This is a genomic window from Bradyrhizobium huanghuaihaiense, assembly GCF_007830635.1.
Lineage (GTDB): Bacteria > Pseudomonadota > Alphaproteobacteria > Rhizobiales > Xanthobacteraceae > Bradyrhizobium > Bradyrhizobium huanghuaihaiense.
The window spans coordinates 78,503-102,452 of sequence record NZ_VLLA01000019.1 but is presented as its reverse complement, the minus strand read 5'-3'; the positions used below and the strand labels follow the sequence as shown (position 1 = coordinate 102,452).

The following is a 23,950-nucleotide window of genomic DNA, read 5'->3' as shown; positions in this document are numbered from 1 at the left end:
CGTCGGGATCCGGGTCTGGGCGCGCTGGCGTTTTCGGCTGTCAAAACGTCTCGGTAATCTTGCTCAGGCGAGGGGGACGATCCGGGTCAAATCCGCGGGCGCATGCCGCCTGCTCGATCATCCGGTAGGCCGGAACCAGCATGGTGATCGGGTCGGTGGCAGGGTCGTCCTCGGCCAGCCAGGGCAGCGAACCATGCGGTCCGCCGCAGAGATGCAGCGCGAACTTCTGCTCACGCAATTCCTCTGCAAGTGCGTCCACGCTGGCCGCAGTTTCATCCATGAGGCGCATCATGACGACGGGCGTGCGTGACGAAAGCGCGGCACGTGGCCCGTGCTGCAGCTCGGCGGCGCTCAAGCCGATGGAGGGCAGGCGCAGGATTTCCGAAAGCTTGAGCGCGATCTCCCGCGCCGAGCCCAGGGCCAGGCCTCGAGCTGCCACAAACACGGCTGACGCCTTGACGAGATCATCGGCAATCCCGGACCAGTCGAGCGCCAGCGCACGGTGCAGGCGTTCGGGCAGCCGGTCGAGGGCTGACCGCAGCGCACGATCCTGCGCCAGCTCGGCAACCAGTCCGGCACCGGCGGCCATCGAGCCGATGACGGTCTTTGTCGCCGCAACTGAATGCTCCTGGCCGGCTTCGATCGGAACGACGAACTCCGCTTCGTCAGCCACCGGCGACGAGGTCGTATTGACGATGGCAATGGTGCGGGCGCCCGAAGCGCGCGCCGACCTTGTCGCCGCGACGAGATCCGGGCTGCGCCCGGATTGCGAGATCACGATGAACAGCGCGTCGCGCAGCATCAAGGGTGTGCGAAATGCCGTGATCACCGAGGGGGCACTTGCCGAAACGGGAAGGCGAAGCCGCGTCTCGACAAGGTATCTCAGGAAAACTCCGGCATGCCCGGAGCTTCCCCGGCCACACACGACGCACAGGGGGGCGGAGCCTATCTCAATTCGCTGCGCGATGTCGCGCGTGGCGGGACGGCCGCGAACGATTTTCGCGACGGTATCGGCGCTTTCCAGGATTTCACTCGCCATCGCGGATGTCATCACGACTTAACCGCTCCGCCCTGCTTGCGTGCCGCCGGTGCCTTGGGATGCGAGTCCCGATCCGAGTCCCGATCCCTGGCGAGCTCGGCAAACACGCGCCGGAGATTGCCGTCGCCGTCCTTCAGAATGGTCTCGGCATCAGCCCTGTCGACGCCCAGCGCCAGAAGGACTGCCGTCTTGACGTCTCCTTCGGCCTGCTCGAGCGAGCGTGCCGCGTGCGACGGATCGCAGTCGGCGATTTGCGCCACCATGGCCTCGGCGCGCCGCTTCAGCTTGGCATTGGTCGGCTGCATGTTCACCATCATGCCGCGATACACCCGGCCAAGACGCAGCATGATCCCCGAGGAGATCAGGTTGAGCACAACCTTCTGCGCAGTGCCGGCCTTCATCCGCGTGGAGCCGGCGATCAGCTCGCGGCCAGTCTCGATCAGGATAGGAAACTTGGCCGATGCCAGCAGTGCGGTGCCAGGATTGTTGGCGACACCCACCGTCACGGCACCGCAGGAGCCCGCCTGCTGCAGCGCCGCGACCGTGAACGGCGTTGTCCCGCTGGCGGCGACCGCAATCACCACATCATGAGCTGTGAGCCGCACGGCATTGATCTGCGCAACCGCATCATCAATGTCATCCTCCGCGCCCTCGATGCTGGTGACGAAGGCACTGTCTCCGCCGGCGACGACGAAGCGGACGCGCTCTTTGGGCCAGGCGAAGGTCGGCGTCAGCTCGGCGCCGTCCTGGACCGCCACGCGCCCCGAGGTGCCGGCGCCGACATAGACAAGGCGACCGTGATCGCCGAGCGCCGCTTTGGCCGCTTCGGTCGCCGCGGTGATCGCGGGGAGGGCATGGCCGATCGCAGCGACTGCCGCAAGCTGCCCCTCCCACATCGCCTCCATCGCCGTGGCCAGCGACCATGCATCAAGATCGGCAAAGCGGGGATCGACTTCTTCGGTGGCCATATCCTTGATCCATGCACCATCAAACGCGGAACTTTGAGGCCGGCTCATGCTCGGTTTCCATTCTGGGTAGTGTAAGCCGCCCTCGCGCCACCAGTAACGCGCCGGCCGCCGCATCGCCGTCAGGACGCTTCAGGCGGGCGCGCAGGTCGGGCGTCAGCCAGGGCGTAATGGCTTCTGCGAGCCCACCCACCAGCGAGAGCCGGTCGATTCCTCTCGCCAGGAATAGATCGAGCAGATCGCCAATGGCATCGGCCGCGCGTTCGACAATGCGACGGCCGACCGGATCACCCTGGTTGGCGTGCCGCATCACGATCGGTGCAAATGCGGCGTAGTCTGCGGCTCTGGCTTCTTCGGACCAGGCCACCGCCTGATAGGGATCATCATCGAATGCGCCCAGCACCTCTGCAAGCAATGGCGTCAACTCGCCGCGGCGATCCGCGGCCCGCAGCGCCAATCGGACAACCTGCAGGCCGATGTCGGCGCCGCTGCCTTCGTCCGACACGGGAAAACCGTAACCGGCGAGACGGACCTCGCGGCCGTCGACCAGGCCGACACCGACCGAGCCTGTGCCGGCCACGACAATGGCTCCGTCCGCGCCGCTATGGGCGCCAAGACAGGCCGCGAGGCCGTCGCTGATCAAGTTAACGGACGCGAAGGGATGCGCGATCTCGCTGAGCGCCGATTTCGCGCCCCGGCGGCCAATACCGGCAAGGCCAATTCCGGCGTGCATTTGGGCGAAATCCTCACGGCTCAGTCCGGCCCGGGTCGCCGCCGCTTCGGTGGCCTCCATGATGGACCGCCAGGCCTTGTCGACGCCGATCCGCGTTGTGGCCGGTCCCGCGTTCGCTTCTCCGAGCGTCTTGCCGTTTTCGTCCTCGATCCGGGCGCGGCAGCGGGTTCCGCCGCCATCAATGCCGAGATACGTGGTACCTTTTGTTCCCATGGAAAGTTAACGCGAAGGTTTCGCTTGGGGTCCGCACAAGGTCCCCTTGGCGTACATATGAGCTCTTGTGCGAGATTCGCCTCACGAGTCCGTGACGGCCATTCCCGGATCGATACAAATGGGCCACGCTGGTTCTGCCTCTCTCACGATTGCTGCACAGCACATCTTTGACGGCATCGACATGCGCGGGCCGGGGTCGGTCAGGATCGCGCAGGGACGGATTGAAAGAATCAGCTTCGGCGAGACCGCGGGAGCGTCAATCCGCCTTCCCCGAGATGCAATCCTTGCACCCGGATTCATCGACATCCAGGTGAACGGAGGCGGGGGCGTGCTTCTCAACGACCAGCCAACCGAGGCCGGCGTTCGCGGCATCGTCGAGGCGCACCGCAAGGCCGGCACCACGGGCTGCTTGCCGACCCTCATCTCCGATCGAAGCGAGGTCATCGAACGATTGGCTGTAGCAGCCGAGACGTGCCTCGAAATTCCCGGCGTGCTCGGCTTTCATCTGGAAGGTCCGGCCCTCAACAGGTCCCGCAAGGGCATTCACCCGGACGCCGAGATACGCGTGCCCGATCGGCGCGACCTCGCCGCCATCAAAAGTTTCGGGGACCGCGGTCGCTCCATTGTGACCTTGGCCCCGGAATGCGTGCCCGCGTCCATGATCGATGAATTGATCGCCGCCGGATTGCGTATCGCGGCCGGTCACAGCGACGCCACCGCAGCCGAAATCGGGCAGGCGGTCGATCGCGGTGTCTCGGGGGTGACCCATCTGTTCAACGCCATGTCGCAGTTGAACGCCCGGGAGCCGGGCCTGGTGGGCGCCGCGCTGGGCGATGACCGGCTGTTTGCAGGAATCATCTGCGACGGCATCCACGTCGACCCCACCGGTTTGCGTGTTGCCTTCCGCTGCAAGGGACGCGATCGATTGATGCTGGTCACCGATGCCATGCCATTGGCGGGCACGAACGACCGGCAATTCATGCTTCAGGGCAGGGAGATCACGTTGCACGACGGTCGCCTGACTGGCCGGGATGGCACACTCGCGGGCGCTCATCTCACCATGATCGAGGCGGTCCGCAATGCAGTTGCGCTCATCGGAATCTCCCTCGTCGATGCCCTCGTCATGGCGTCCCGGACGCCCGCTTCATTTCTGGGCCTTGGCTCCGAGCTTGGACGGATCGCGCCGGGATACCGTGCCGATCTCGTCGCCTTCAATCCGGATTTTGAGGTTGTCGACACCTGGATGAGCGGTGTCGGTTCGATGGGCGAGGCGAGCAAGGCTTCCGAGCGAGGTTAGATGCGCAACCATCCCGTCATCGTGCAGAAATATGGTGGTGTCTGCCTGGAAACACCGGCGAAGATTCGCGCGGTTGCGCGCAGTCTCGCCGATCTCTACGGCCGCGGTCATCGTGTCGTGGCGATCGTCTCCGCCATGGGCACGACCACCGACCAGTTGATTCAGATGGCTCATCAGGTCAGCCCGGCTCCCAACCGCCGCGAGCTCGATATGCTGCTGACGACTGGCGAGCGCATCAGCATGTCCCTGATGAGCATGGCGCTTTCCGATCTCGGCGTGCCTGCGATCAGCTTCACCGGCAGCCAGGCCGGCGTGATGACCGACGACTCCCATTCCTCCGCACGCATTCTGGATGTACGGCCCATTCGCGTGCTCGAGGAGCTCGATCGCGGACGCGTCGTGGTGCTGGCAGGATTCCAGGGCGTGAACCCGGCGACCAGGGAAATCACCACGCTCGGCCGGGGCGGCAGCGACACCACGGCCGTCGCGATGGCCGCTGCGCTGAAAGCCGAACGCTGTGAAATCATCAAGGAGGTCGACGGAATTTGTTCGGCCGATCCGCGCATTGTGCCGAACGCAAGGCCCCTGCGGCACGTGGACTTCGCATCCCTGTCGGAGATGTGCTTCTGGGGTGCAAAGATCCTGCATTTTCGCAGCGTGGAGCTGGCGCAAAGTCAGGATGTGCCTCTGGTCCTCAAGCAGTGGGGTGGCGTCGAACACAGCACACAAGTGATGAAAGAGGTTTCAGGCATGGAAAACGGGAAGGTTCTCGCCGTCAACTCGATCGCTCGTATTGAGCATGTGGAAATCGATTCCAGGGATCTCAATCACGGTTTCGAGAAACTCGCGCAGCATCTCAAGCAAAACAGCCTGTCGTGGCCGCAGCTCCTTGCATCACACTTCGCCGCAGGAAAAACCAGCATGACCGTGGCGTGCGATACGGAGTGGTTGGATGCACTGTTGCGCACGCTGGAGCACGTCAAGGATCTGCGCAAGCAGCGCCAAGCTTCAAGTGTGGTGAGTCTCACCTGCTTCGGTGGCGTCTCGTCGGAATTGCCGTTCAGGGCGTTGCAGGTCCTTGGGGCTCAGGGGATTGTCCCCGACAGGTACGTGTTGTCGCCGCATTCGGTCAGCCTGTTTGTCCCCGTGGAGAGCAGGGAAGCCGCGGTGAAGGCTTTGCATTCGCTGGTTCAGCAGACAGGGCAGGAGCAGTTGCAGAGAGACTGAGCGATACTTGTCGCGGTATCGGTCCTCTGTCCAGTTTTCAAGAAGTCCGCGCACCATCTGATCGGCTTAGATTGCGTCTATACTGCAAGGGACTAACGCTCATTTCCGAGCGGAACATGAATATAAAGGCTGAGGCCGACGAGTAACCGAGACGCAACGCGATCTCCGTAATCGGGAGGTCGCTGCCCAGCAATTCGATGGCCTTGAACAGGCGGACACGCTGGCGCCACGCGCGCAAGCTCATGCCGACTTCACTCTCAAAGTGCCGGGTCAGGGTTCGCGCGGACATTCCGATCTCACGTCCCCATTTGTCGGCGTGGCGAGGATTGGCGGGATCGGCATAGAGGCTCTCGCAAAGTGCGAGCAAGGAGGGGTGGGAAGGCCATGGCAGTGCTCCCGCGATCGGCGTCGCCCGCCGCAACTGATCGAGGATGAGTGCGGTAACGCGGTTGGCGTAGCGACGATCTTCTCGTTTGAGCGAAGCGGCCTCCACGATGAGCGCCCGCAGAAGTGCCGACACATGCATGACGGTGGTTCGGGACGTCATGCCGCGGCTCGCGACGTCGGCGACCCACAGGCTGCGAAATTCCGCGCCCATCAGGGATCCGACCGAGTGTGCCGTGCCGGTCGGCAGCCAGACGGCCTGCTCCGGCGAAATGACGAGGCTCCTTCCATTGGCGTTGACTGTGAGCGCACCCGCAATCGCGTAAACGAGTTGACTCCAGGTGTGACTATGCTCGGCGAAGTAGCTTCTCGGAGGCAGCGACTGCACCCGAACGATCATGGGCCTGGGTGATCCAAGACCCGGCGGAGCCTGAAGCAGCTTCCAGCCAATGGTCTTCGGCGATTGACGCTTCATCGACATAAATTGGCATTTTGTCGAGGGAAAGACTAGCGCTCTTTTCCTAGGCTGCGGCAATTGACGCCGCGCCGGTTCGGCTGACGTTGGTCGGCATCACTTGGCCGCGCCACCGCAATGACAAAGGGGGAGGAGCTATGAGCGTCAGTCGACGACAAATTCTGGCGTCGGGAGCGGCTCTCGCCATCGGCGGCTTGTCCTCCACGACATCCGTCGAAGCGCAAGCTGGCAATGTCCCGCTGGATGTTCCGGGATCGATGCATGAGCAGGGCAGGCCAGTCCTGTCGCCAGCCTACGGACTGCCGTCGAAATTCGAGAAGGATGTTGTTCGACGCATTCGCGAGCCTCGCGCCACCGACACCGAGGCCTTCAGCGTCACGCCGTTGCAGAACCTTCACGGCATCATCACCCCGAATGGGCTGGTGTTCGAGCGTCATCATGCCGGGGTGCCCGAGATCGCGCCCGATCAGCATCGCCTGCTGATCCACGGCTTGGTGGAGCGGCCATTGATCCTGACGATGGACGATCTCCTGCGCTTTCCTGCGGTCACCCGCATTCACTTCCTGGAATGCTCCGGGAACAGCTCCACTGAATGGAAGAAGTCCGGCTATCATTCGGTTCAGCGCACACACGGGCTGCTGTCCTGTTGCGAATGGACCGGCGTGCCCCTTTCGACAATCTTGGGCGAGGTCGGACTGAAACCGGATGCCAAATGGGTCCTGGCCGAAGGCGCCGATGCGGCCGCCATGACCCGCAGTGTGCCGATCGAAAAAGCGCTCGACGATGCGCTGATCGTCTACGCCCAGAACGGAGAGATGCTCCGGCCGGAGCAAGGCTATCCCGTTCGGCTGTTCCTTCCCGGCTTCGAGGGAAACATGTCGGTGAAATGGCTGCGTCGCCTGAAGGTCGGCGATCGTCCATGGCACACGCGAGAAGAGACTTCGCGTTACACCAACCTGCTCGCAAACGGCAAGGCGTATCAATTCGCGTTCGAGATGGACGTCAAGTCGGTCGTGACCTTTCCGAACGCGGACCGCAGCTTCAAGGCTCCAGGGTTTTACGAAATCTCGGGAATTGCCTGGTCGGGACGCGGCCATGTCACGCGCGTCGACGTTTCGGTCGACGGCGGTGCCACATGGCATCGGGCTTCGCTCCAGGAGCCTGTCCTCGACAAATGTCTGACCCGCTTCCGGCTGCCATTCAACTGGCAGGGCCAGCCTCTGGAAATTCAGAGTAGAGCCTACGACGACAAGGGTTGGATGCAGCCCACCCGCTCGAGCTTGATCGCCGCGCGGGGAATAAATCCCCGGTACCACTTCAACGCAATTCAGGGCTGGAAGGTCGCTGTCGATGGAGGCCTCACCAATGCGAGCGCTTAGCGCCTCGGCTGCTCTTGCCCTGTTCTTCTTCGCCGGGTCGGCAGTCGCGCAGCAAGCGCGGCTTGGCCTCGGAACGCCGGCTACCCCGGAACAGATCCGCGGGTGGGACATCGACGTGAGGCCGGACGGCGCAGGGTTGCCGCCCGGGAAAGGCAGCGTCGAGCAAGGCGAGAAGATCTATGCCGAGCAATGCGCCGCCTGTCATGGCGAGAAGGGACAAGATCCGGCGAAGGGATTCGACCGGCTTGTCGGGGGCAAGGGCACGCTTGCCACGCCCAAACCCGTACAGACGGTTGGCAGCTACTGGCCCCATGCGACGACTCTCTTCGACTATGTTCATCGCGCGATGCCGTTTCCCGCGCCGCAAACGCTCACGGCAGACGAGGTCTATTCGGTCGTGGCGTACGTCCTTTACCTCAACGATATCGTCCCGCGCGACACGGTCATGACCGCGCAGGACTTGATGAAGGTGAAAATGCCCAACGCAGAAGGGTTCATTCCGGACGGACGGCCCGACGCAGAGAACATGAAATGCAAGACGGATTGCAAATAGCCGGATTTGCGCCGGATGCGTCGGCAAGTGTTCGCCGAGAGCGCGGCAATGTCATAAGGCTCGCCGTCGCCCAGGCCTTGGCGGGCGCCAATTCCACCGTCGTCTACGCAACCGGCGCCGTGGTTGGCGACATGCTGGCGCCCACCACGGCGCTTGCGACGCTTCCGGTTTCAGTTTTTGTCGTCGGCATGGCGCTGTGCACGCTGCCGGCGGGCGCCGTCGCCGAGCGGTATGGCCGACGCACGACATTCCTGCTCGGTGCAGGCAGTGGCGTCCTCGCGGGCTTGATTGCACTCCTCGCGATAGTCTGCTCGTCGTTCTGGCTATTTTGTGCGGGCACCTTCTTCGGGGGCGTCTATGCGGCAGTTGTGCTCTCGTTTCGCTTTGCGGCTGCGGATTGCGTAGCGGCCGCACGGCGTCCGCGTGCTCTCTCTGCCGTGATGGCTGGCGGCGTGTTCGCCGGTGTGATCGGCCCACAGCTCGTGACACACACCATGAACCTGTGGGCGCCTTATCTCTTTGCTGCGACGTTTGTCGGCCAGGCGGCAGTTGCCGCTCTCTCCGCAGTCATTCTGGCGGGGGTTGAGCTTCCTCCGCTCACTGCGGCTCATTCGAGCGCCGGAAGGCCGCTGGTCATCATCGCGCGACAGCCGCGTTTCATCCTGGCGGTGATCTGCGGGGTCGTCTCCTATCTTCTCATGAACTTCCTCATGACGGCAGCCCCTCTGGCGATGAAGTTATGCGGACTGCCCCAGGAGTCAGCCAATCTTGGGCTGCAGTGGCATGTCATCGCGATGTATGCTCCCAGCTTTTGGACGGGGCGCCTGATCACGCGCTTCGGTGCATCCGTTATCGTGGCGGTCGGGCTGGCGCTTATCGCGGCCTCTTCGTCCGTTGGCCTGCTCGGAATCGACGTCGCGCATTTCTGGGCGACGCTGAGCTTGCTCGGGATCGGCTGGAACTTCGGCTTCATCGGCGCCTCGGCCATGGTTCTGGAGTGTCATCGTCCCGAGGAAAAGGCGCGCGTTCAGTCGCTCAACGACTTCGTTGTCTTCGGCACGATGACGTTCGGCTCCTTCCTTTCGGGCGGGCTGCTGTCGTCCTTCGGCTGGTCCACCGTCCTGATGCTGTCGTTCGCACCACTGCTCGCCGCGCTGTTGGCACTCATTGGCTTTTCATTTTGGCCCGCCGCACCACGAAGTTAGCGTCTCGAGGAGAATCCACATGACCGTAGCGGAAATCCCCGTTCAATATATGGAGCGAACCCGCCACTATTACCGTGCCCTCGGCTACGACAGCGATTATGTCTGGGCGAGCTTCGATGACGTCCCTTTCACCACGCCTGCTAAATCGTCATCGGACCTGCGTATCGCACTGATTACCACGGCCAGTCCGCCGGATTTTGATGGCGTGAAGCGGGTGTGGTCAGGTTTGGTTTCGCCGCCCCCCAAGAAGCTGTTTACCGACAACGTTGCGTGGGACAAGGAGTCGACCCACACCAATGACCCCGGCAGCTTCCTGCCGATAGAAGCCGCTTTCGGATTGGTCGGCGAAGGCGCCCTTGTCGGTCTGACCCGGCACTTTCACGGTGTGCCGACAGAATACAGCCAACGGAAAACGAACACCGAGGATGCGCCTGAAATCCTGGCGCGCGTTCAGGAAGATGGGGCGGATGCTGCGATCCTTTGTCCGCTTTGCCCTGTCTGTCATCAGACCGTAAGCCTGGTGGCCCGGCATCTCGAAGCGAACGGTATTCCGACCGTCATCATCGGCTCGGCGCTGGATGTTGTGGAGCACTGCGGCGTCCCACGGTTCTACTTCACGGATTTTCCTCTGGGCAATCCGTGCGGTCATCCCTGGCGACCCGACATGCAGCGTGACATCCTGCGCCAGGCGCTCACCCTTTTTGATACGGCGAAGACGCCGCGAACGACCGTGAATGCGCCGTTTGCGTGGAAGGAAGAGGGTTCCGAGTGGCGGCCCCGATATGGAAGGGTAACTCCGGAGAATCGCGAGCGCCTGCTCCAGCTGGGTCATGAGCGTCGCCTGCGGCAGGCAAGGGCCAAGCAGGTTGTCGAGGAGCGTCGTCAAAATGGCTGAGAACGCGATGAGCAATAGTGCGAGCGCTCTTGAAGACCGGTATGGCAACAGATTGAGCACAAGCTCTTCCGCCGCCCGCGACGCTTATGTGGTCGGCGTCGACAAGCTGCTCTCGGCCGGCACCGGGATTGACGAGGCGTTCCGCGACGCGATCGCTGCCGACGAAGGCTTTGCCCTGGCACACATCGCGCTTGCGCGAACCTTGCAAGTGCTTGGCCGGGGCAACGAAGCAAAAGCACCGCTCGAACGCGCATTGGCGCTCGCCCCGGCGACGACAGCGCGCGAACAAAGCCATGTTGCGATCTTCGCCACGATCCTGGGCGGTCGAGGCGCTGAGGCTGTTTCGATGATCGCCGGGCACATCAAGGATTGGCCGCGTGACGCGATGGTGCTGGCCCCGGCCACCGGTGTTTTCGGTTTGATCGGCTTCTCCGGAGAGTCCGGGCGCGAGGTCGAGCAACTGGCGTTGCTGGAACCCCTTGCGACCCACTACGGCGACGACTGGTGGTTTCGAACCGTGCTCGCGTTTGCCGAAATCGAGCTGCACAGGCTCGACAGTGGTTACAGGAATATCGAGGCCGCACTTCGCGGGTTTCCTCGCAACGCCCACGCTGCCCACATCAACGCCCACCTGTTCTATGAGAAGGGCGAGCGTGAAGAAGGCCTTGCCTATCTCGGCCGATGGAATGCTGCCTATCCACGCGAGGGACAATTGCACTGCCACATAAGCTGGCATCTTGCCCTCTGGTCCCTGGAGACCGGCCGGCGGGATCAAGCCTGGAAGATCTATCGGGAAGCGCTGCATCCGGGCGGTTCATGGGGCCCGCAGATCAATGTCCTCACCGACTGCGCTTCGTTCCTTGCACGCGCCGAGCTGGCGGGCGAGCCGCGATCTCCGGAACTGTGGAGCGAGATCAGCCGGTATGCGGCGAAGTGGTTTCCCAATTCGGGGATCATCTTTGCCGATATGCATAGTGCGCTTGCCTTTGCGATGGCTGGTGACGAGGAGGCTCTGGCGAGGATCATCGAGAACCCAAAGGGACCCGCCGCGGATATTCTGGCACCGATCGCTCGCGGCTTCGACGGTTTTGCGAGAGGCGACTGGACGCGGGTCGTCGATGAACTGAAGCCCATCCTGCAAACGCATGAAAGGGTCGGAGGCAGTCGCGCCCAGCGCGACCTCCTGGAATATTCCGTCGCTTGCGCCCTGCTGCGCAGTGGTCGCGCCGACGAAGCGCGACAGCTGATTGCATCTCGACGACCTCGGAACGCGGCGCGCGGTCTTCCGCTCGCCGGCATCTAGAGGTCAACACATGAAGCGATCCTATCGCGTCGCGCAGGTCGCGAAATCCGGCACGCTCGACATTGCAGAACGCGAAACGCCATCGCCACGGGCGGGAGAGGTGCTGATCTCGGTTGAAGCCTGCGGAATATGCGGTGCGGACGCTGCCGACATCGACCGCGCGGATCCGGCGATGCGACCGCCGCGCGTCCCTGGTCATGAGGTGGTGGGTCGCATCGCGGCCCTCGGCGCCGGAACGCCTTCGATCTGGAAGGTCGGTCAGAGGGTCGGGGTCGGAAGGCTCGGCGGTCATTGCAACGAATGCGTCCAGTGCCGTCGGGGTGAATTTCAGCTCTGCACCAATCAGCCGGTCGTCGGATCGTCGTGCGACGGCGGCTACGCGGAGATGATGATCGCCCGCGCGACCGGGCTCGTCTCGGTGCCCGACGAACTGAGTTCCGAAGAGGCTGCACCGCTGCTCTGCGCCGGCATGGCGACGTTCAACGCGCTCAAGAAATCGGGCGCGGAAGCCGGCGACACGGTGGTCGTGCAGGGGATCGGAGGGCTCGGACATCTCGCGGTTCAATACGCAAGGAAGATGGGTTTCAGGGTCGTGGCCGTCGAACGCGGCGCGGACATCGCAGATGATGCGCTTCGTTTAGGGGCGCATATCTACATAGATGCGAGCAAGGAAGATGCGGCCACCCGTCTGCAGGGCTTGGGCGGTGCCAGCGCGATCGTCACCACGATCGGCGACGTTCAGGCCGTCGCCGCGCTGATGGCTGCTCTCGCCCCGCAGGGAAGGCTGGTGCTGCTCGGCGTGGCAAAAGACCCTCTGCCGGTCTCGGCGGGACACCTCGTCCGCGGTGAGCGCGGCGTGCTGGGTTCGATGACAGGCACACCCTTCCAGAATGAAAGGACGCTGGATTTCAGCGTGCTCGCGGGCGTGCGTCCGTGCATCGAGACCATGCCGCTGGAGAGAGCCGCCGAGGCGGTCGCACGGATGCGGTCGGGGCAGGCCAAGTTCAGAATGGTATTGACCATGACGGAGAAGAGCCATGCGCATCAATGACGATTTGACGGTTCCGGTGATCGTCCACGCCGGGCAACTGCCGTGGACACCAAGTCCCGCGGCCGGTGTCGACCGACGCATGCTGTTCCGCATTGGCGACGAGGTGGCGCGCGCGACGTCGATCGTGCGCTATGCACCGCGCAGCGTGTTCCCCCGCCATACGCATGGTGGCGGTGAGGAGATCGTTGTTCTCGACGGCGTCTTTCAGGACGAGCACGGCGACTACCCGGCGGGCAGCTACTTCCGCAACCCTCCAGGGACTTCGCACGTTCCCGCATCGAAGGACGGCTGCACGATCTTCGTCCGGCTTTGGCAATTCCGGGATGCCGATCGTGACCAGATCGTGCGACGGCCAGCGGAAGGTCGTCGGATCGAGCCGAGATCGGAGGCGGCGAGCGCGATCGAACTGTTCGACGACGGATTCGAAAACGTACGCTTTGAGAGCTGGGCGCCCGGCAGTCCCGTCACCGTCGAGAACGCACGCGGCCTCGAAATGCTGGTTCTCGCGGGGAGCTTGTCGATCGGCGATCAGACCCTGATCGCGCAAAGCTGGGCCCGCTTGCCGGCCGGACAGCCGCTGAGCGCTACCACCGGTACGGACGGCGCGAAGGTCTGGTTGAGGGACGCGCCCCTTCTTCATTCGGACGTAAGCCGACTGCCATGAGGTCGAAGCGCGGAAATCTGCTCGTCGCGACGGAAAGCCACTCTCGCGTGCACTCGGCCAAGAAGAGCAGGCAGCCGATTCATGGCGCAGGAATTCGAATCTCTCTGGGCGATGCAACTCGACTGGAGCAAGCGGACTTTCAATCATTTCCGCACTGGAAACGCCGAGCCTTGTTGCTCATTGCCTTGCCTCAACAGACTTCCAGCCAGCGCCCCATGCTCGATCGCACTTTGGCCTCTTCTTCACCATCGTAGAGTTGCCGAAGTGCAAGCATGACGCCGCACGCCCCATGTCTGCGACGTCATTCAAAACGCTGTATCGGCAACCGCGGGGGCCCGATTCCATTCGGCGGCCGGAGCATCTCGCACGCTTCGCCGCTGGCTCGCGTCAAGGTCGGGCTACCCGGACGGCTCAGAGCCGCAGCGGGTCGGCGTCGAGGCCCAGCTCGGTCTACTGCCCCTCAAGTTCGTCGGACCAAGTCAAATTATGGCGTGATATTGTTCCTCCTTTAACTGTTGCTGCATTCAGCAACACAATCATCGGTAGAGACCATATTGTTGTCACTGGTTTGTCACTATCAAAGGTTGCAATTTGCTTCTTTCTAGTTAGATAGAAGTCTAGGAACGTAAGCCTGGGGAGCATCGGTAGTGGTCGTCTGGGATGATCTTCGTTTTCTGCTTTCGGTTGAGCGAACTGGGACGTTGTCGGCCGCTGCCAATCAGCTCCGGGTTACACAATCCACGGTGGGACGCCGTCTTTCGCGACTTGAAAGCACGCTTGGCGTTAGACTGATGGACAAGACTCCCGATGGATACATTAGGACCTCGGTTGCCGAGGACATTCTGAGCGAGATCGAGCGGCTTGAACGCTCCATAGAGGCGATCGTTCAGATAGCAGACAGTCGGACTCGAAAGGTCGATGGTGTCGTTCGAATCTCCTGCGCCGAACCGATCGCCAGTCGTATCGTTGCGCCCTGTATCGCCGTCCTGCACAAGAAGCATCCCGCGATCACCGTGCATCTAAGGAATGACGCACGCGTTCACGATCTGATGCGTCGGGAAATCGACATTGACGTTAGGATGGTTCGGCCAGATCAGAAGGAACTGGCGGTGCGGCGTCTAAGCAGCGTAGCCTTCGGGCTATACGCGAGTTCATCATACGCCGAATTCTTCCGTAGTTCTAAGGACGTGCCGTTTGCATATGTCCTATTGGAGCAAGACGGTAGAGACATATTCCGGCATGCTCGCTGGTTCAGCGACCTCTTTCCCTCATCAAGAATCTTGCTCCGGACTAATAACTATGAGGCGCAGTTTTCCTGCACCCTAAATCATGGTGGATTGTCTTGCTTCCCCCGGTTTCACGCGGATCTCTATCCGGAGCTTGTTAGGCTCGATGAAGTCAGCTCGCCTCCTGATGCCGTGGCGTATTTGACGATACATCGAAACAATTCCGATGTTCCTCGCATACGCATCGTCGCTGATGCGATCAGTCGCGCAATAGGCGAACTGGTTCCGATTAAACACGCGCCCGCATCAATCACCGGTGATGGTCCTGATGGTCCCGTCAAGCTGCTTCCATTGTGATTGACAGGCGCCGGCGCATGACGGTGTCGAGCGGCAGATTGAGAGAGGTCGGTGGCGGGTTTTAACCCCGGAGCGCCGCCAAGTCGGGACATGCGCGAGCCGGCGAACAACGATAGTCCGCAGCACTCGTTCGTTCGATCGCTCGATTGGGGCCGCTAAAGCGCAGCAGTTCGTGCACCTGGCTGCGGCTGGTCCTCCAACTCACCACCTGTTGGTGTGGGTCTGGCACGTCGCATAAGCCCTGTCCGGTCTTCGGCTCCGCACGCTGCGGTGTGAGTCAAGTGCGACAACCTCGAGTCTCTTGAACGGCGCGGCTGGATTGTTCTCGGCGTTGCAGCCGGGGGGCGTGCCCACGCGCGCGCTACGCGAACGGACGACAGAAGTCGCAAAATGGTGCGCACGGTTCGTCCCGCAACAAATATTTCTGCACAACCAATGAGCGAAAATTGAATCTTGGCGAGATGGGTCGTTTTCACTAGGGATAATTCGACTCCCGGTGACGCGCGCTGGCCAGCGTGGCCTGCGTTTTGATGGAAGGACAAGTAGATCATGACGTCCGAACCTGCGGTACTTACCGAAATGAGCAGCTACAACATCCCAAGAGATTTTTGGGATTCGGAAAGATTTGATTCGCTCCGACGGCAGCTAATTCCGTCGTTCGACCTGCTTTATGCAACGGGTGCGGACTTTGTCGGTGCGGTTTGCAGACAAGATGCACGGATCTTGGATATCGGGGCAGGTACGGGTCTGTTCAGTGGCTTGATACGCGCAAGACTGCCGCGCGCGGTCTTCACCTTGCTTGATGCGTCGCCGGAAATGCTGAGCAAGGCAGTCCATCGCATGGGGGACGGGGCCAAGTGCAGCTATCTGCATGGCGATTTCAGCAAGTCTTTGCCGGAAGGACGCTACGACGTCGTTGTGTCGGCCCTTGCTATTCATCATCTGACGCATGCCGACAAACGTGCGTTGTTCTGCAAGATCTTCGAGTGCCTCACTCCGAACGGCCTGTTCGTCAATGTCGAACAGTTGGCCGGCTCCAGTTCTGCAATTGAGCAGTTTTACGACAGGCAACACGAGAGGCACGTGCACGACATGGAGACGCCTCCGGAGGAGTGGGCGAGGGGCCGGGAACGCATGAAGTTGGATATCCCCGCCGACCTTCTCACGCAGTTGGACTGGCTGCGTTCCGCCGGCTTTTCCGAGGTCGAATGTCTCGCCAAGGATTGTCGATTTGCGACGTATGCCGCTTGGAAGCGATAGGCAGAGAAGCGGACCCATGGACAAGACGCGTCAAAGCATCGCTAGCTCTATTCCCATTTTCGACGCTATCTCACAGATTGCGAGGGAGAACGCTAATGGAGTGGCGATCGAGGCGTTGTCAGGGGAAACGTGCACTTTCGGATCCCTGATAGAGCGCGCCGAGATGCAGGCACGCGGCCTCCACGCCTTGGGGGTAGGCGCGGGCCATTGCGTTGCGGTCTATTGCAAGACGTCGATCTCATATGCCAGCTTGATACTTGCTGTCTGCCGTCTTGGCGCGTCCTACGTTCCGATCCTCAACAATTTTGACCTGGAGGCTCGCAGGCGGGCCTTCCAAATGGCGCAGCCCGTCCTCGTCGTCCATGATGGTGTCCGGAGCTATTCATCGTTCGGTCGGCCGGCGGTCGAAATTCGTGCTCTTATCGAACCGACCTCAGATCGCGGCTCTCCGCCGCGTCCTGATGCAGAGCATGTCTTTCGAAAGCTGTGGTCGTCGGGGTCGACTGGCGGCTCCAAGCTTATAGGATGGACTCAGGGAAAGCTCCTTAAGGAGCGGTTGCGCTGGCAGAACCATGTCGGCCTGCGCGGTTCGGACCGCTACTTCTGCAAGCACACGCTCGATGTAGCGCACGCTACCGATCTTCATCTGTTCTCGGCATTGCTCTCCGGGGCGACCTGCATTCTGGATGACGTCCATGCCGGGGACGCGGCCCTTTGGGAGACTATAGCCGACTGGCGGCCGACCGTGATGAGCGCGCTACCAGAACATTATCGGGATTGGTTGCGGCACTATCGAGCGAATGGAACGAGGCTGCCCGGAACACTACGCCTGGCGATGTGCGGGGGGACCTATGTAAGTCCCGAAACCGCGGCAGACGTCGCTGACGGGCTGGGCTTCAGGCTACGTCAGATCTACGGATCTACTGAATTTGGGCTGGCGATGATTTCCGAAGAGAGCGCCGGCGATCTGGTGCTGGTCAACGGCGTCGGAGCAAGACTCGAGCCGTTGCCGCAAGGGACCGCGGGAAACCTCGGGCACTTGATCCTTATCTCGGATTGCACCAGCGAGGGCTATCTAGGCGACGCCGATGAGCATGCAGCAGCGTTCCGCGGCGAGGAGTACGGGACCGGCGATGTTGCCGAGATGGTTTCGCCGAAAACATACCGGATCGTGGGCCGTACGAAAGAACTGCTCAATGTCGGTGGAAGAATAACGACGACGTCCATGGTGGATCGGCGAATTCAAGCCGAACTGCGCTTGCAGAATTTCGCAACGGTGGTCGATCCGCGATCGAGCGAGTCCGTAACGGTATTCGTGGATCAGCCTCCGGGCACGCCCGTAGAAGAAGAACGCCTTCAACGGCGTATAACGGCCGCAACTGAGCCGCTCGGTCTGAAGCCGTCGATCGTATTCCTGCACCCCTTTCCGTACACGGAAGTCGGAAAGCCGGACAAAGCCGTTCTGCGGCAAAAATTGGCGACACCCGTCAATATGAGATTGAATTGCCGCGAACTGGGCAGGGGATTTCCGCTGGTGATCCTCCCAGGTCTGTGCCTGACCGATGCGATCTTCGAGCCGCTGATCGATCTCATTCAGGACGAATATCGCCTTTTGCTGATTGATCTTCCCGGACATGGCCAAAACCAAAGCCTCCCGCCCGAAGTGACGGCTCGACCAGGGATCATCGACCGGTTCTGCGAGGGCATCTACAGCCTGCTCGCGGAAAGAGGAATAGAGAAGTTTGCGGTGATGGGAGTGTCCCTCGGTGCGACCGTCGCTTACGCTCTGGCAACTGGCCGCCATGCGAACCAAATATCGGCGCTGGTCTCCATCGAGCAAACGCCTTTCCTGCTTGCTGACGATGGATGGGGGCATGCTGCGTTCGGAACGTTAACGAGGGAAGGCGCACAACAGATTCTGGCTGGTCTCGCGACGGATTCAGGTGAGTTCTCCCGGCAGATTATCGCCGCTTCTCTTCTCGAGGCGACAAGAATTGATAAGGCGCTTAAGGGCCGTATCGTTCGAAGCTCCGCGGCCTGCGACCCAAGGGCGATGGCCGCCCTCCTTGCTGATGCGCTCAGCCAAGACTGGCGACCGGGTCTGCAAGGAGCAACCAGGAATGTGATGCTGGTGCATGGTTCCCAAAGCGCCGTTTACCCCACAAACGTCGGCTCTTGGCTGAATGAGAACTGGGATGTCAAAGCGCTTCTTCAACTGAAAACTGGAGGACACCTTCCGTTTATCGACGAGCCCGTGATGTTCTCGAACACAGTGAAGGCATTTCTGAAGTCAACCTGCGGTGATCAAAATGATGAGCACTAAGAAAGAGGCGACCTCGTTGAAGAACGTGTTCTGGGTTTATCCAGAAAGAAACACTGCTCGGCAGCGGGAGTTCGAGGAGCGGCGCGTGTGGGCGCCGTATCGGAAGGTATTGGAATCGATGGGTTACAGGTTCGGGCTCGTAAAGCCGGACGATATCCATATCGAGTTCGATCATGAACGGTCGGTATGCTTCGTCAATGACGCGCGGGTTACACCCCGCGACACCATCTTTGTAACTTCCATGTGGACGATGCCACATCAGGTAGTCGATACCTGCAATCAGCTGTTTTTGTATTCTGCGCTGGAAACGCTCGGCTTCTTTCTGCCGATCCCGCTGAAGTTCGCCAATATCACAGTAGACAAAATGGCGACCTATCTGCACCTCAGGGAATGCCCGGTACGGCATTTGCCGACGTCCCGCATTGCCGCCGGCCGTGACGTATTCACGAAGGATTATGCAGTCGCTGTGGCCAATGTGAAATATCCCGCCTTGGTGAAGCCGTCCTATTGGGCAATGGGTATTGGCGTCTGCATCGCGCATAATCCCGAAGAGCTGCATGGATTGGTAGGGCTCGCTCGCGGGGCTGACACGGCCGTGGTCGTCCAACCGTTCTTGAGCGGCGCATCGGACTATCGCGTGTACGTTGTTAACGGAGAGCCCGTTCTCATAATGAAGCGTTCCCCCCGCAAGGATTCGTTGACGGCCAATCTCGCGACCGGCGGTACGGCGGAGTATACCAAGACCCTGCCGTCGGAGCTTCGCGGCTCCATTGACTATATCGCCTCACGCTTGCCGATGCCCTATATGGCGATGGATTTCTTGCACGATGGCGAGAGGTTCTGGTTTTCTGAGATCGAACCGGACGGAGCTCTCGTATTCGATAAGGCCGACGAGTTGACGGACGCAATGAAAGTCGAGGCCGCTACAAAGCGGTTTCAAGCCTTCGTCGACGGGCATTCGGCCCATTGCGCGGAGTTGAATCAATGAGTGTGATCGGAACCTTGGACCATAGCGAGATCGTGGCCCACGCAAAATCCTTGCAGACGCACGGCGGTCTGCCTGTTTCCGGGATGGCCAACTCTCTCGGCGATCTGCCTGTTTGCGATGCATCGACGATTTATTCGATTACCCGGACCTTGGCAAAGGGCCGCGGTGGAATCCTGATGTCGAGCGGCGGTACGACGGGGAAGCCGAAGCTGACAGTCAACACCTTCGATCAAGCTTGCGGGCGTTTGCTGGCCGAGTGGAAGCCGCTTGGTCCCGCCGACGTCTTGCTCAATCTGTTCAATCCCGGCCGGCTCTGGGGATCGCACTACTATATGCAAGAGCTGGCATCGGCTAGCCAGGCCATCATTGCGCCGGCCGGACCGTATGCGATTGAAGATGTCTCCAACTGGATGAGCATATTCGACCATGTAAAGCTCAATGCCCTCGCCGGCACGCCGACCGGATTGTACGAGTTTGCCCTGGGCGTCCAGATGGCGGGCCGCAGTTTGCCGATAGAGAAGATTATCTGGATGGCCGAGCCATGGGTCGATGGCAAGCGTGAGTTCGTCGAGAGCCAGTTTCCCCAGGCGAAGTTCTGGGGGAACTACGGGTCAGTCGAGACATACGTGATTGGTACGAACAACCCGAAATGCGATCCCTATACCTTTCATTTGATGAAAGACCAGATCATCGAGATCGACGATGAAGGCGCGTTACTCTCTCGTGTCGGGGCGGGATGGACCGTGCCAATTGTCCGATATCGCATTCGGGATGAGCTAAAACCCGTCCGCTGCAGGTGTGGCCGCGCAGACGCGTTCATGATCGTCGGCCGTTCAGACGATTCGATCAGTCTGAGGAGCATTTTGTTCAGTGTGAACGAGCTTCGCAATGTGGCGCTTGGTACGCCGGGTGTGAGCGAGGTTCAACTGGTATGTAGTCCGGACGCAGACAACCCGAAAGCAGCCGCTTCTCTGACAATCTCCTATGTCGGCACGGCGGATAGCCACGAAGTCATGAGGCAGGTGATTTCGAGCTTCTACCATATGCCGGCGATCCTCAGATCCTACAAGAACGCTCTCAATGTCGAGCGGGTCAACTCGCTTCAGTCGAATCCAAGGACGCAAAAGACGGTGCCGCTAGTATGGAGACAGTGTTGAGATGAGCGGAAAGCCCCTCCGTGATACGGCACCAAATTTCGTGCTGGCTATTCTGTCGCTTGGCTTCCTGATGACGTTCATCGACCTGACGGTCATGAATGTTGCGATACCGGCGATCTCAGCGGACCTCAACGTTGGCATGGATAGCCTGCTGTGGGCGGTCAACTCGTACGTTTTGGTTGTCTCGTTCCTTTTGATTACGATGGGGCGGCTCGGAGATATCGTCGGAACACGAAATATGTTTCTTTTGGGCGTGGCATTGTTTTCCGCGGCAAGCGCAGGTGTTGGCGCCTCACGGACAGCAGCCCAGATGATCTCGTTCCGCGCGCTGCAAGGCGTAGGAACGTCCATGCTGCTTCCGCAAACGCTCGCAATTTTGGTTCAGGTCTTTCCTCCAGAGAAGCGAGGCGCCGCGTTTGGAACTTGGGGTACCGTCGCGGGAGCTGCCGCAATAGCGGGGCCGTTCTTGGGGGGGCTAGTCGTGTCAACGGTCGGCTGGCGATGGATCTTCTTGATCAATGTCCCGGTTGGGCTGCTCGTTCTGCCCTTGGGCTGGCAATTTCTTCCGGTAGGAAAAAGTGCGCAGAAAGCATCGCTCGACATTCTGGGAGCCATCTTAATCTCTGTCGTTCTATTCTCCGTCACCTATATCTTCATGGAGATTCGAAGCCAGGGCTGGAGCGTCGTCATGCAGGCCTTCGGCGGGGCCGCTGCCGTGGCTGCGCTGATTCTATTCAGGCAGCAGTCGCGTAGACAAGATCAAAGCCCCCTCATTCCATTCGGCCTATTTTCGGCAGAAGGATTTGCGACGATGAACCTGGTGATGGCATGCTCATCGATCAGCATTGTTGCTTTGATGTTGATCATTTCGATCTTCCTGCAGACGGGATTGAATTACTCTGCCTTCTATGCGGGTCTCGCCATCGTTCCCGCCTCGCTGATGTCGATGCTGCTGGCCCGATATACAGGTGGGCTTACAGATCGATATTCCGGCCGGAATGTCGTCTTTTCGGGACTTCTGATATCGGCCGCTGGGGTTATGTTCCTCATATGGGCAATGAACCTGGCCGTAGGGGGCACTGTCTCCGTTGCGGATGCTGGTCTTGGCCAAGTGCCGGAGAAGTTCTGGTACTTCATCGCGCCGATGGTGCTTGTCGGAATCGGAAATGCGTGCGTGGTTGCGCCGACGAATGCAACAGCAATGCGTCGTGTGCCCTCAGAACTTGCGGGGGCTGCGTCAGGCATTCTCAACACCGTTCGACAAATTGGGTTTGTCGGCGCGGTAACGATGACGAACTTCTTGATCGAATGGCGCATCGGCCAATCCCTGGACGTCAAGGCTCAGAAGGACGCCGCCCTGATGGCGCACGCGTTGCCTGATGTGATGTGGTTGCCGGCAGCGGCGATGATAACCGGCGCAATTGTCTGCCGAACGGTCAGAGGAGCGGACGAGCGGGTGAAACTCGAAGCACGCACGTGACAGGAACGGCCTGAAGGTTGCCTTGTCGGCGCGCAATATCGCTCCAGATTGCCACGAAGGCGGAGGATTTTTGTCGGACCTCAGTTGGGTCAGCGCCGGCGATGCCCCGCGGCCGGCCAAGCCGGGCAGGGTGAGACTAGCGCAAGCTGGAATGGCGGAGCGGTTCGCACTTGAAGCAGCGCCAAGTTGGCGGGCCTTTGCCTTTTGATGGCGTCAAGGTCAACGGCTTCTTACAGCGGGAGCAGGATGGGGAGGGGCGCACGCGCGGCATTCTGGGCACAACTCGAAGGCAGATGAAATTGTCGATTGATGCGTGGAGCGGCTTATTCGTTCGGAGCCAACATCTCGGTCAACACTGCCATCCTCACCGGAACTCCATTTGCAGACTGCTCGAAGTAGATCGCCCGTCTATCGTTGTCGACGTCGAATGCTATCTCCTTGCGTCTTCTTGGGAGCGGATGAAGGATCAGAGCGTTGGGCCGCATCAGTGTCACGTCCGGGGCAGTGAGCGAATACGAGTTGTCATATTCAACGTTTGGATCAATTCCAGCATGATAGACAATGTCGACCCGCGGGAGTGCATCTCGATAATCCTTGAGTACATCGATGCGCCCTCCTCGACTTTCGATCAGGCGAACATCGTCTCTCCCCAAGCCATGCTCACCAGGATGGCAAAGAATAAGGTGCGGCGAGTCGTATCGAGACAGACCCAGGGCAAAAGACCTTGCGGAGCGTTGATCCAGCTCGCCTAGCAATAGCGCGCATAAACCGTCCAAGCGCCCCAATCTTGACTGGATAGTGAATAGATCCGTCAAGGCTTGGGTCGGATGCTCAGCATCATGACCGACACCAGTTCCGGCGCTCACGACGGGAGCAGAAGAGTGTTCCGCGTATTCGGCGGCGCTGCTTGCGGAGGGATGGCGCAAGACGACGAGATCTGCATAACCGTCGATTACGCGCGCGAGGTCTCGAATTGGTTCTACGGGGCGCCTTTGGCCGGGAGACGGATTTACGTCCGAAAAATTCAAGCCCTCGCCACCGAGCGCGCCAAGGGCACGCTTAAAGCTCATTTCCGTACGGGTACTTGGGCTGAAGAAAACAAAAGCAACAAACTTGCCCTTGGCAGTGAGCGACAGTCGGCCGGCGCCATGATTGTGTTTGATGCCGGAGGCAAGGCCAAGAATACGATCGATGTCGCTTCTCGTCAGATCTGACATTCGTAGCATGTCTTTTCCAAAAATGTTCGACACAGCACGCGTCTCCTTGCAAGACCACCGCCGAAGAGAAAATTCGCAACGCGAGCGCGACAATCGCAGGTCCTCTCTCTCCGAGAGCGATGAACTTGCTCTTCACAATCGCGAAACACTACCATCATCAAAAAAACACAACCTATAAGATAATGCAACCTCGGGTGTTGAACGATGGCTCGTGCCTCTCCATCAATTGGGACGCGAGCTCGTTCACGGAATTGGAGCGCGACTATGGATGCTGATGGGTTCTATGCGGTCGTCAGAAACGTGGAAGAGCAATATTCAATTTGGCCGCAGGACCGGGAGATACCGACGGGCTGGACATCTGTAGGCTTCGAGGGATCCAAAGCAGAGTGCTTGTCTTGGATATCGAGCAATTGGACGGATATCAGGCCGCTGACCGTTCGATTGCGGCTGGCTGAATCCCACGATTCGAACAGCACATAGCGCTGACACCGGAAAAGGAGAAGAGGCCGGCGCTTTAGGCAGCGCATGGGAGCGCGTGCGTTCAGGAAGTAGAGCACCC

Annotated in this window: 21 protein-coding genes; 16 read left to right on the top strand and 5 right to left on the bottom strand. The window is 60.5% G+C overall.

All coding sequences use genetic code 11. From position 1 onward, the window contains the following. Positions 1 to 40: 40 nt before the first annotated feature. From IQ16_RS30870 to IQ16_RS30860, 3 genes are read right to left on the bottom strand one after another with little or no spacing between them, the layout of a single operon-like run. The gene (locus tag IQ16_RS30870) at positions 41 to 1,039 is read right to left on the bottom strand and encodes an SIS domain-containing protein (protein ID WP_026312458.1); all 999 of its coding nucleotides are present in this window, start codon (positions 1,037 to 1,039) and stop codon (positions 41 to 43) included. An 11-nt stretch (positions 1,040 to 1,050) separates the two neighbouring features. Next, positions 1,051 to 2,007, bottom strand: a complete 957-nt coding sequence (locus IQ16_RS30865; protein ID WP_018645975.1) for an N-acetylmuramic acid 6-phosphate etherase — start codon at positions 2,005 to 2,007, stop codon at positions 1,051 to 1,053. Positions 2,008 to 2,026: 19 nt separating this feature from the next. Then, entirely contained in the window at positions 2,027 to 2,950 is a 924-nt protein-coding gene (locus IQ16_RS30860; protein ID WP_018645976.1) for a glucosamine kinase nucleotide-binding domain-containing protein, read from the bottom strand. Positions 2,951 to 3,068: 118 nt separating this feature from the next. On the opposite strand from IQ16_RS30860, the gene nagA reads away from it, so the two are divergent. Both nagA and IQ16_RS30850 read left to right on the top strand, forming a co-directional pair. Continuing rightward, positions 3,069 to 4,247: an N-acetylglucosamine-6-phosphate deacetylase gene (nagA, locus tag IQ16_RS30855; RefSeq protein WP_018645977.1), complete on the top strand. Its 1,179-nt coding sequence runs from the start codon at positions 3,069 to 3,071 to the stop codon at positions 4,245 to 4,247. Then, positions 4,248 to 5,474: an aspartate kinase gene (locus IQ16_RS30850; protein WP_018645978.1), complete on the top strand. Its 1,227-nt coding sequence runs from the start codon at positions 4,248 to 4,250 to the stop codon at positions 5,472 to 5,474. Between the two features lie 37 nt (positions 5,475 to 5,511). Here the strand turns inward: IQ16_RS30850 and IQ16_RS30845 are convergent, their stop codons facing one another. Continuing rightward, positions 5,512 to 6,339: an AraC family transcriptional regulator gene (locus IQ16_RS30845; RefSeq protein ID WP_020608027.1), complete on the bottom strand. Its 828-nt coding sequence runs from the start codon at positions 6,337 to 6,339 to the stop codon at positions 5,512 to 5,514. A 131-nt stretch (positions 6,340 to 6,470) separates the two neighbouring features. On the opposite strand from IQ16_RS30845, the gene soxC reads away from it, so the two are divergent. The 13 genes from soxC to IQ16_RS30780 all read left to right on the top strand — a co-directional run bounded on the left by soxC (position 6,471) and on the right by IQ16_RS30780 (position 22,174). After that, a complete protein-coding gene (soxC, locus tag IQ16_RS30840) occupies positions 6,471 to 7,712 on the top strand; it encodes a sulfite dehydrogenase (protein WP_018645980.1) in 1,242 nt (413 codons plus the stop codon). Continuing rightward, positions 7,699 to 8,265 carry a c-type cytochrome gene (locus IQ16_RS46685; RefSeq protein ID WP_020608029.1) on the top strand — a complete coding sequence of 189 codons (567 nt, stop codon included), beginning with the start codon at positions 7,699 to 7,701 and terminating at the stop codon, positions 8,263 to 8,265. Before soxC ends, IQ16_RS46685 begins: the two co-directional genes overlap by 14 nt. Then, positions 8,244 to 9,470 carry an MFS transporter gene (locus tag IQ16_RS30830; protein WP_018645982.1) on the top strand — a complete coding sequence of 409 codons (1,227 nt, stop codon included), beginning with the start codon at positions 8,244 to 8,246 and terminating at the stop codon, positions 9,468 to 9,470. The genes IQ16_RS46685 and IQ16_RS30830 overlap by 22 nt, the downstream gene beginning before the upstream one ends. 19 nt (positions 9,471 to 9,489) lie before the next feature. Further along, complete coding sequence (locus IQ16_RS30825) at positions 9,490 to 10,365, top strand: glycine reductase (RefSeq protein WP_018645983.1); 876 nt, start codon at positions 9,490 to 9,492, stop codon at positions 10,363 to 10,365. Beyond that, complete coding sequence (locus IQ16_RS30820) at positions 10,358 to 11,668, top strand: tetratricopeptide repeat protein (protein ID WP_018645984.1); 1,311 nt, start codon at positions 10,358 to 10,360, stop codon at positions 11,666 to 11,668. The genes IQ16_RS30825 and IQ16_RS30820 overlap by 8 nt, the downstream gene beginning before the upstream one ends. A 10-nt stretch (positions 11,669 to 11,678) precedes the next feature. Then, positions 11,679 to 12,719: an alcohol dehydrogenase catalytic domain-containing protein gene (locus IQ16_RS30815; RefSeq protein WP_018645985.1), complete on the top strand. Its 1,041-nt coding sequence runs from the start codon at positions 11,679 to 11,681 to the stop codon at positions 12,717 to 12,719. Further along, positions 12,706 to 13,383, top strand: a complete 678-nt coding sequence (locus tag IQ16_RS30810) for a cupin domain-containing protein (RefSeq protein ID WP_018645986.1) — start codon at positions 12,706 to 12,708, stop codon at positions 13,381 to 13,383. Before IQ16_RS30815 ends, IQ16_RS30810 begins: the two co-directional genes overlap by 14 nt. Before the next feature lie 647 nt (positions 13,384 to 14,030). After that, on the top strand, positions 14,031 to 14,966 hold the full coding sequence (locus IQ16_RS30805) for a LysR family transcriptional regulator (protein ID WP_145831932.1): 936 nt from the start codon (positions 14,031 to 14,033) through the stop codon (positions 14,964 to 14,966). A 549-nt stretch (positions 14,967 to 15,515) separates the two neighbouring features. Beyond that, positions 15,516 to 16,226 (top strand): class I SAM-dependent methyltransferase, encoded by a 711-nt coding sequence (locus tag IQ16_RS30800; protein WP_018645988.1) that lies wholly within the window; start codon positions 15,516 to 15,518, stop codon positions 16,224 to 16,226. Positions 16,227 to 16,242: 16 nt separating this feature from the next. Beyond that, complete coding sequence (locus IQ16_RS30795) at positions 16,243 to 18,549, top strand: alpha/beta fold hydrolase (protein ID WP_158646950.1); 2,307 nt, start codon at positions 16,243 to 16,245, stop codon at positions 18,547 to 18,549. Then, positions 18,536 to 19,537, top strand: coding sequence for an ATP-grasp domain-containing protein (locus tag IQ16_RS30790; RefSeq protein ID WP_145831930.1), 1,002 nt, complete (start codon positions 18,536 to 18,538; stop codon positions 19,535 to 19,537). Before IQ16_RS30795 ends, IQ16_RS30790 begins: the two co-directional genes overlap by 14 nt. Beyond that, positions 19,534 to 20,694: a phenylacetate--CoA ligase family protein gene (locus IQ16_RS30785; protein WP_018645992.1), complete on the top strand. Its 1,161-nt coding sequence runs from the start codon at positions 19,534 to 19,536 to the stop codon at positions 20,692 to 20,694. Before IQ16_RS30790 ends, IQ16_RS30785 begins: the two co-directional genes overlap by 4 nt. A gap of 1 nt (position 20,695) precedes the next feature. Next, a complete protein-coding gene (locus tag IQ16_RS30780) occupies positions 20,696 to 22,174 on the top strand; it encodes an MFS transporter (RefSeq protein ID WP_020608030.1) in 1,479 nt (492 codons plus the stop codon). Positions 22,175 to 22,497: 323 nt separating this feature from the next. On the opposite strand, the gene IQ16_RS30775 is transcribed toward IQ16_RS30780, so the two are convergent. Then, entirely contained in the window at positions 22,498 to 23,424 is a 927-nt protein-coding gene (locus IQ16_RS30775; protein ID WP_145831929.1) for an aspartate/ornithine carbamoyltransferase family protein, read from the bottom strand. A 171-nt stretch (positions 23,425 to 23,595) separates the two neighbouring features. Here IQ16_RS30775 and IQ16_RS30770 point away from each other — a divergent pair, with 171 nt between their 5' ends. Beyond that, complete coding sequence (locus IQ16_RS30770) at positions 23,596 to 23,871, top strand: MbtH family protein (protein ID WP_145831928.1); 276 nt, start codon at positions 23,596 to 23,598, stop codon at positions 23,869 to 23,871. The last annotated feature ends 79 nt before the right edge of the window (positions 23,872 to 23,950 follow it).

Coding starts and splice junctions, on each gene's coding strand:
- IQ16_RS30870 (WP_026312458.1), bottom strand. CDS start 1,039: ATGGCGAGTGAAATCCTGGAAAGCGCCGATACCGTCGCGAAAATCGTT.
- IQ16_RS30865 (WP_018645975.1), bottom strand. CDS start 2,007: ATGGCCACCGAAGAAGTCGATCCCCGCTTTGCCGATCTTGATGCATGG.
- IQ16_RS30860 (WP_018645976.1), bottom strand. CDS start 2,950: ATGGGAACAAAAGGTACCACGTATCTCGGCATTGATGGCGGCGGAACC.
- nagA (WP_018645977.1), top strand. CDS start 3,069: ATGGGCCACGCTGGTTCTGCCTCTCTCACGATTGCTGCACAGCACATC.
- IQ16_RS30850 (WP_018645978.1), top strand. CDS start 4,248: ATGCGCAACCATCCCGTCATCGTGCAGAAATATGGTGGTGTCTGCCTG.
- IQ16_RS30845 (WP_020608027.1), bottom strand. CDS start 6,339: ATGTCGATGAAGCGTCAATCGCCGAAGACCATTGGCTGGAAGCTGCTT.
- soxC (WP_018645980.1), top strand. CDS start 6,471: ATGAGCGTCAGTCGACGACAAATTCTGGCGTCGGGAGCGGCTCTCGCC.
- IQ16_RS46685 (WP_020608029.1), top strand. CDS start 7,699: ATGCGAGCGCTTAGCGCCTCGGCTGCTCTTGCCCTGTTCTTCTTCGCC.
- IQ16_RS30830 (WP_018645982.1), top strand. CDS start 8,244: ATGCAAGACGGATTGCAAATAGCCGGATTTGCGCCGGATGCGTCGGCA.
- IQ16_RS30825 (WP_018645983.1), top strand. CDS start 9,490: ATGACCGTAGCGGAAATCCCCGTTCAATATATGGAGCGAACCCGCCAC.
- IQ16_RS30820 (WP_018645984.1), top strand. CDS start 10,358: ATGGCTGAGAACGCGATGAGCAATAGTGCGAGCGCTCTTGAAGACCGG.
- IQ16_RS30815 (WP_018645985.1), top strand. CDS start 11,679: ATGAAGCGATCCTATCGCGTCGCGCAGGTCGCGAAATCCGGCACGCTC.
- IQ16_RS30810 (WP_018645986.1), top strand. CDS start 12,706: ATGCGCATCAATGACGATTTGACGGTTCCGGTGATCGTCCACGCCGGG.
- IQ16_RS30800 (WP_018645988.1), top strand. CDS start 15,516: ATGACGTCCGAACCTGCGGTACTTACCGAAATGAGCAGCTACAACATC.
- IQ16_RS30795 (WP_158646950.1), top strand. CDS start 16,243: ATGGACAAGACGCGTCAAAGCATCGCTAGCTCTATTCCCATTTTCGAC.
- IQ16_RS30790 (WP_145831930.1), top strand. CDS start 18,536: ATGATGAGCACTAAGAAAGAGGCGACCTCGTTGAAGAACGTGTTCTGG.
- IQ16_RS30785 (WP_018645992.1), top strand. CDS start 19,534: ATGAGTGTGATCGGAACCTTGGACCATAGCGAGATCGTGGCCCACGCA.
- IQ16_RS30780 (WP_020608030.1), top strand. CDS start 20,696: ATGAGCGGAAAGCCCCTCCGTGATACGGCACCAAATTTCGTGCTGGCT.
- IQ16_RS30770 (WP_145831928.1), top strand. CDS start 23,596: ATGGCTCGTGCCTCTCCATCAATTGGGACGCGAGCTCGTTCACGGAAT.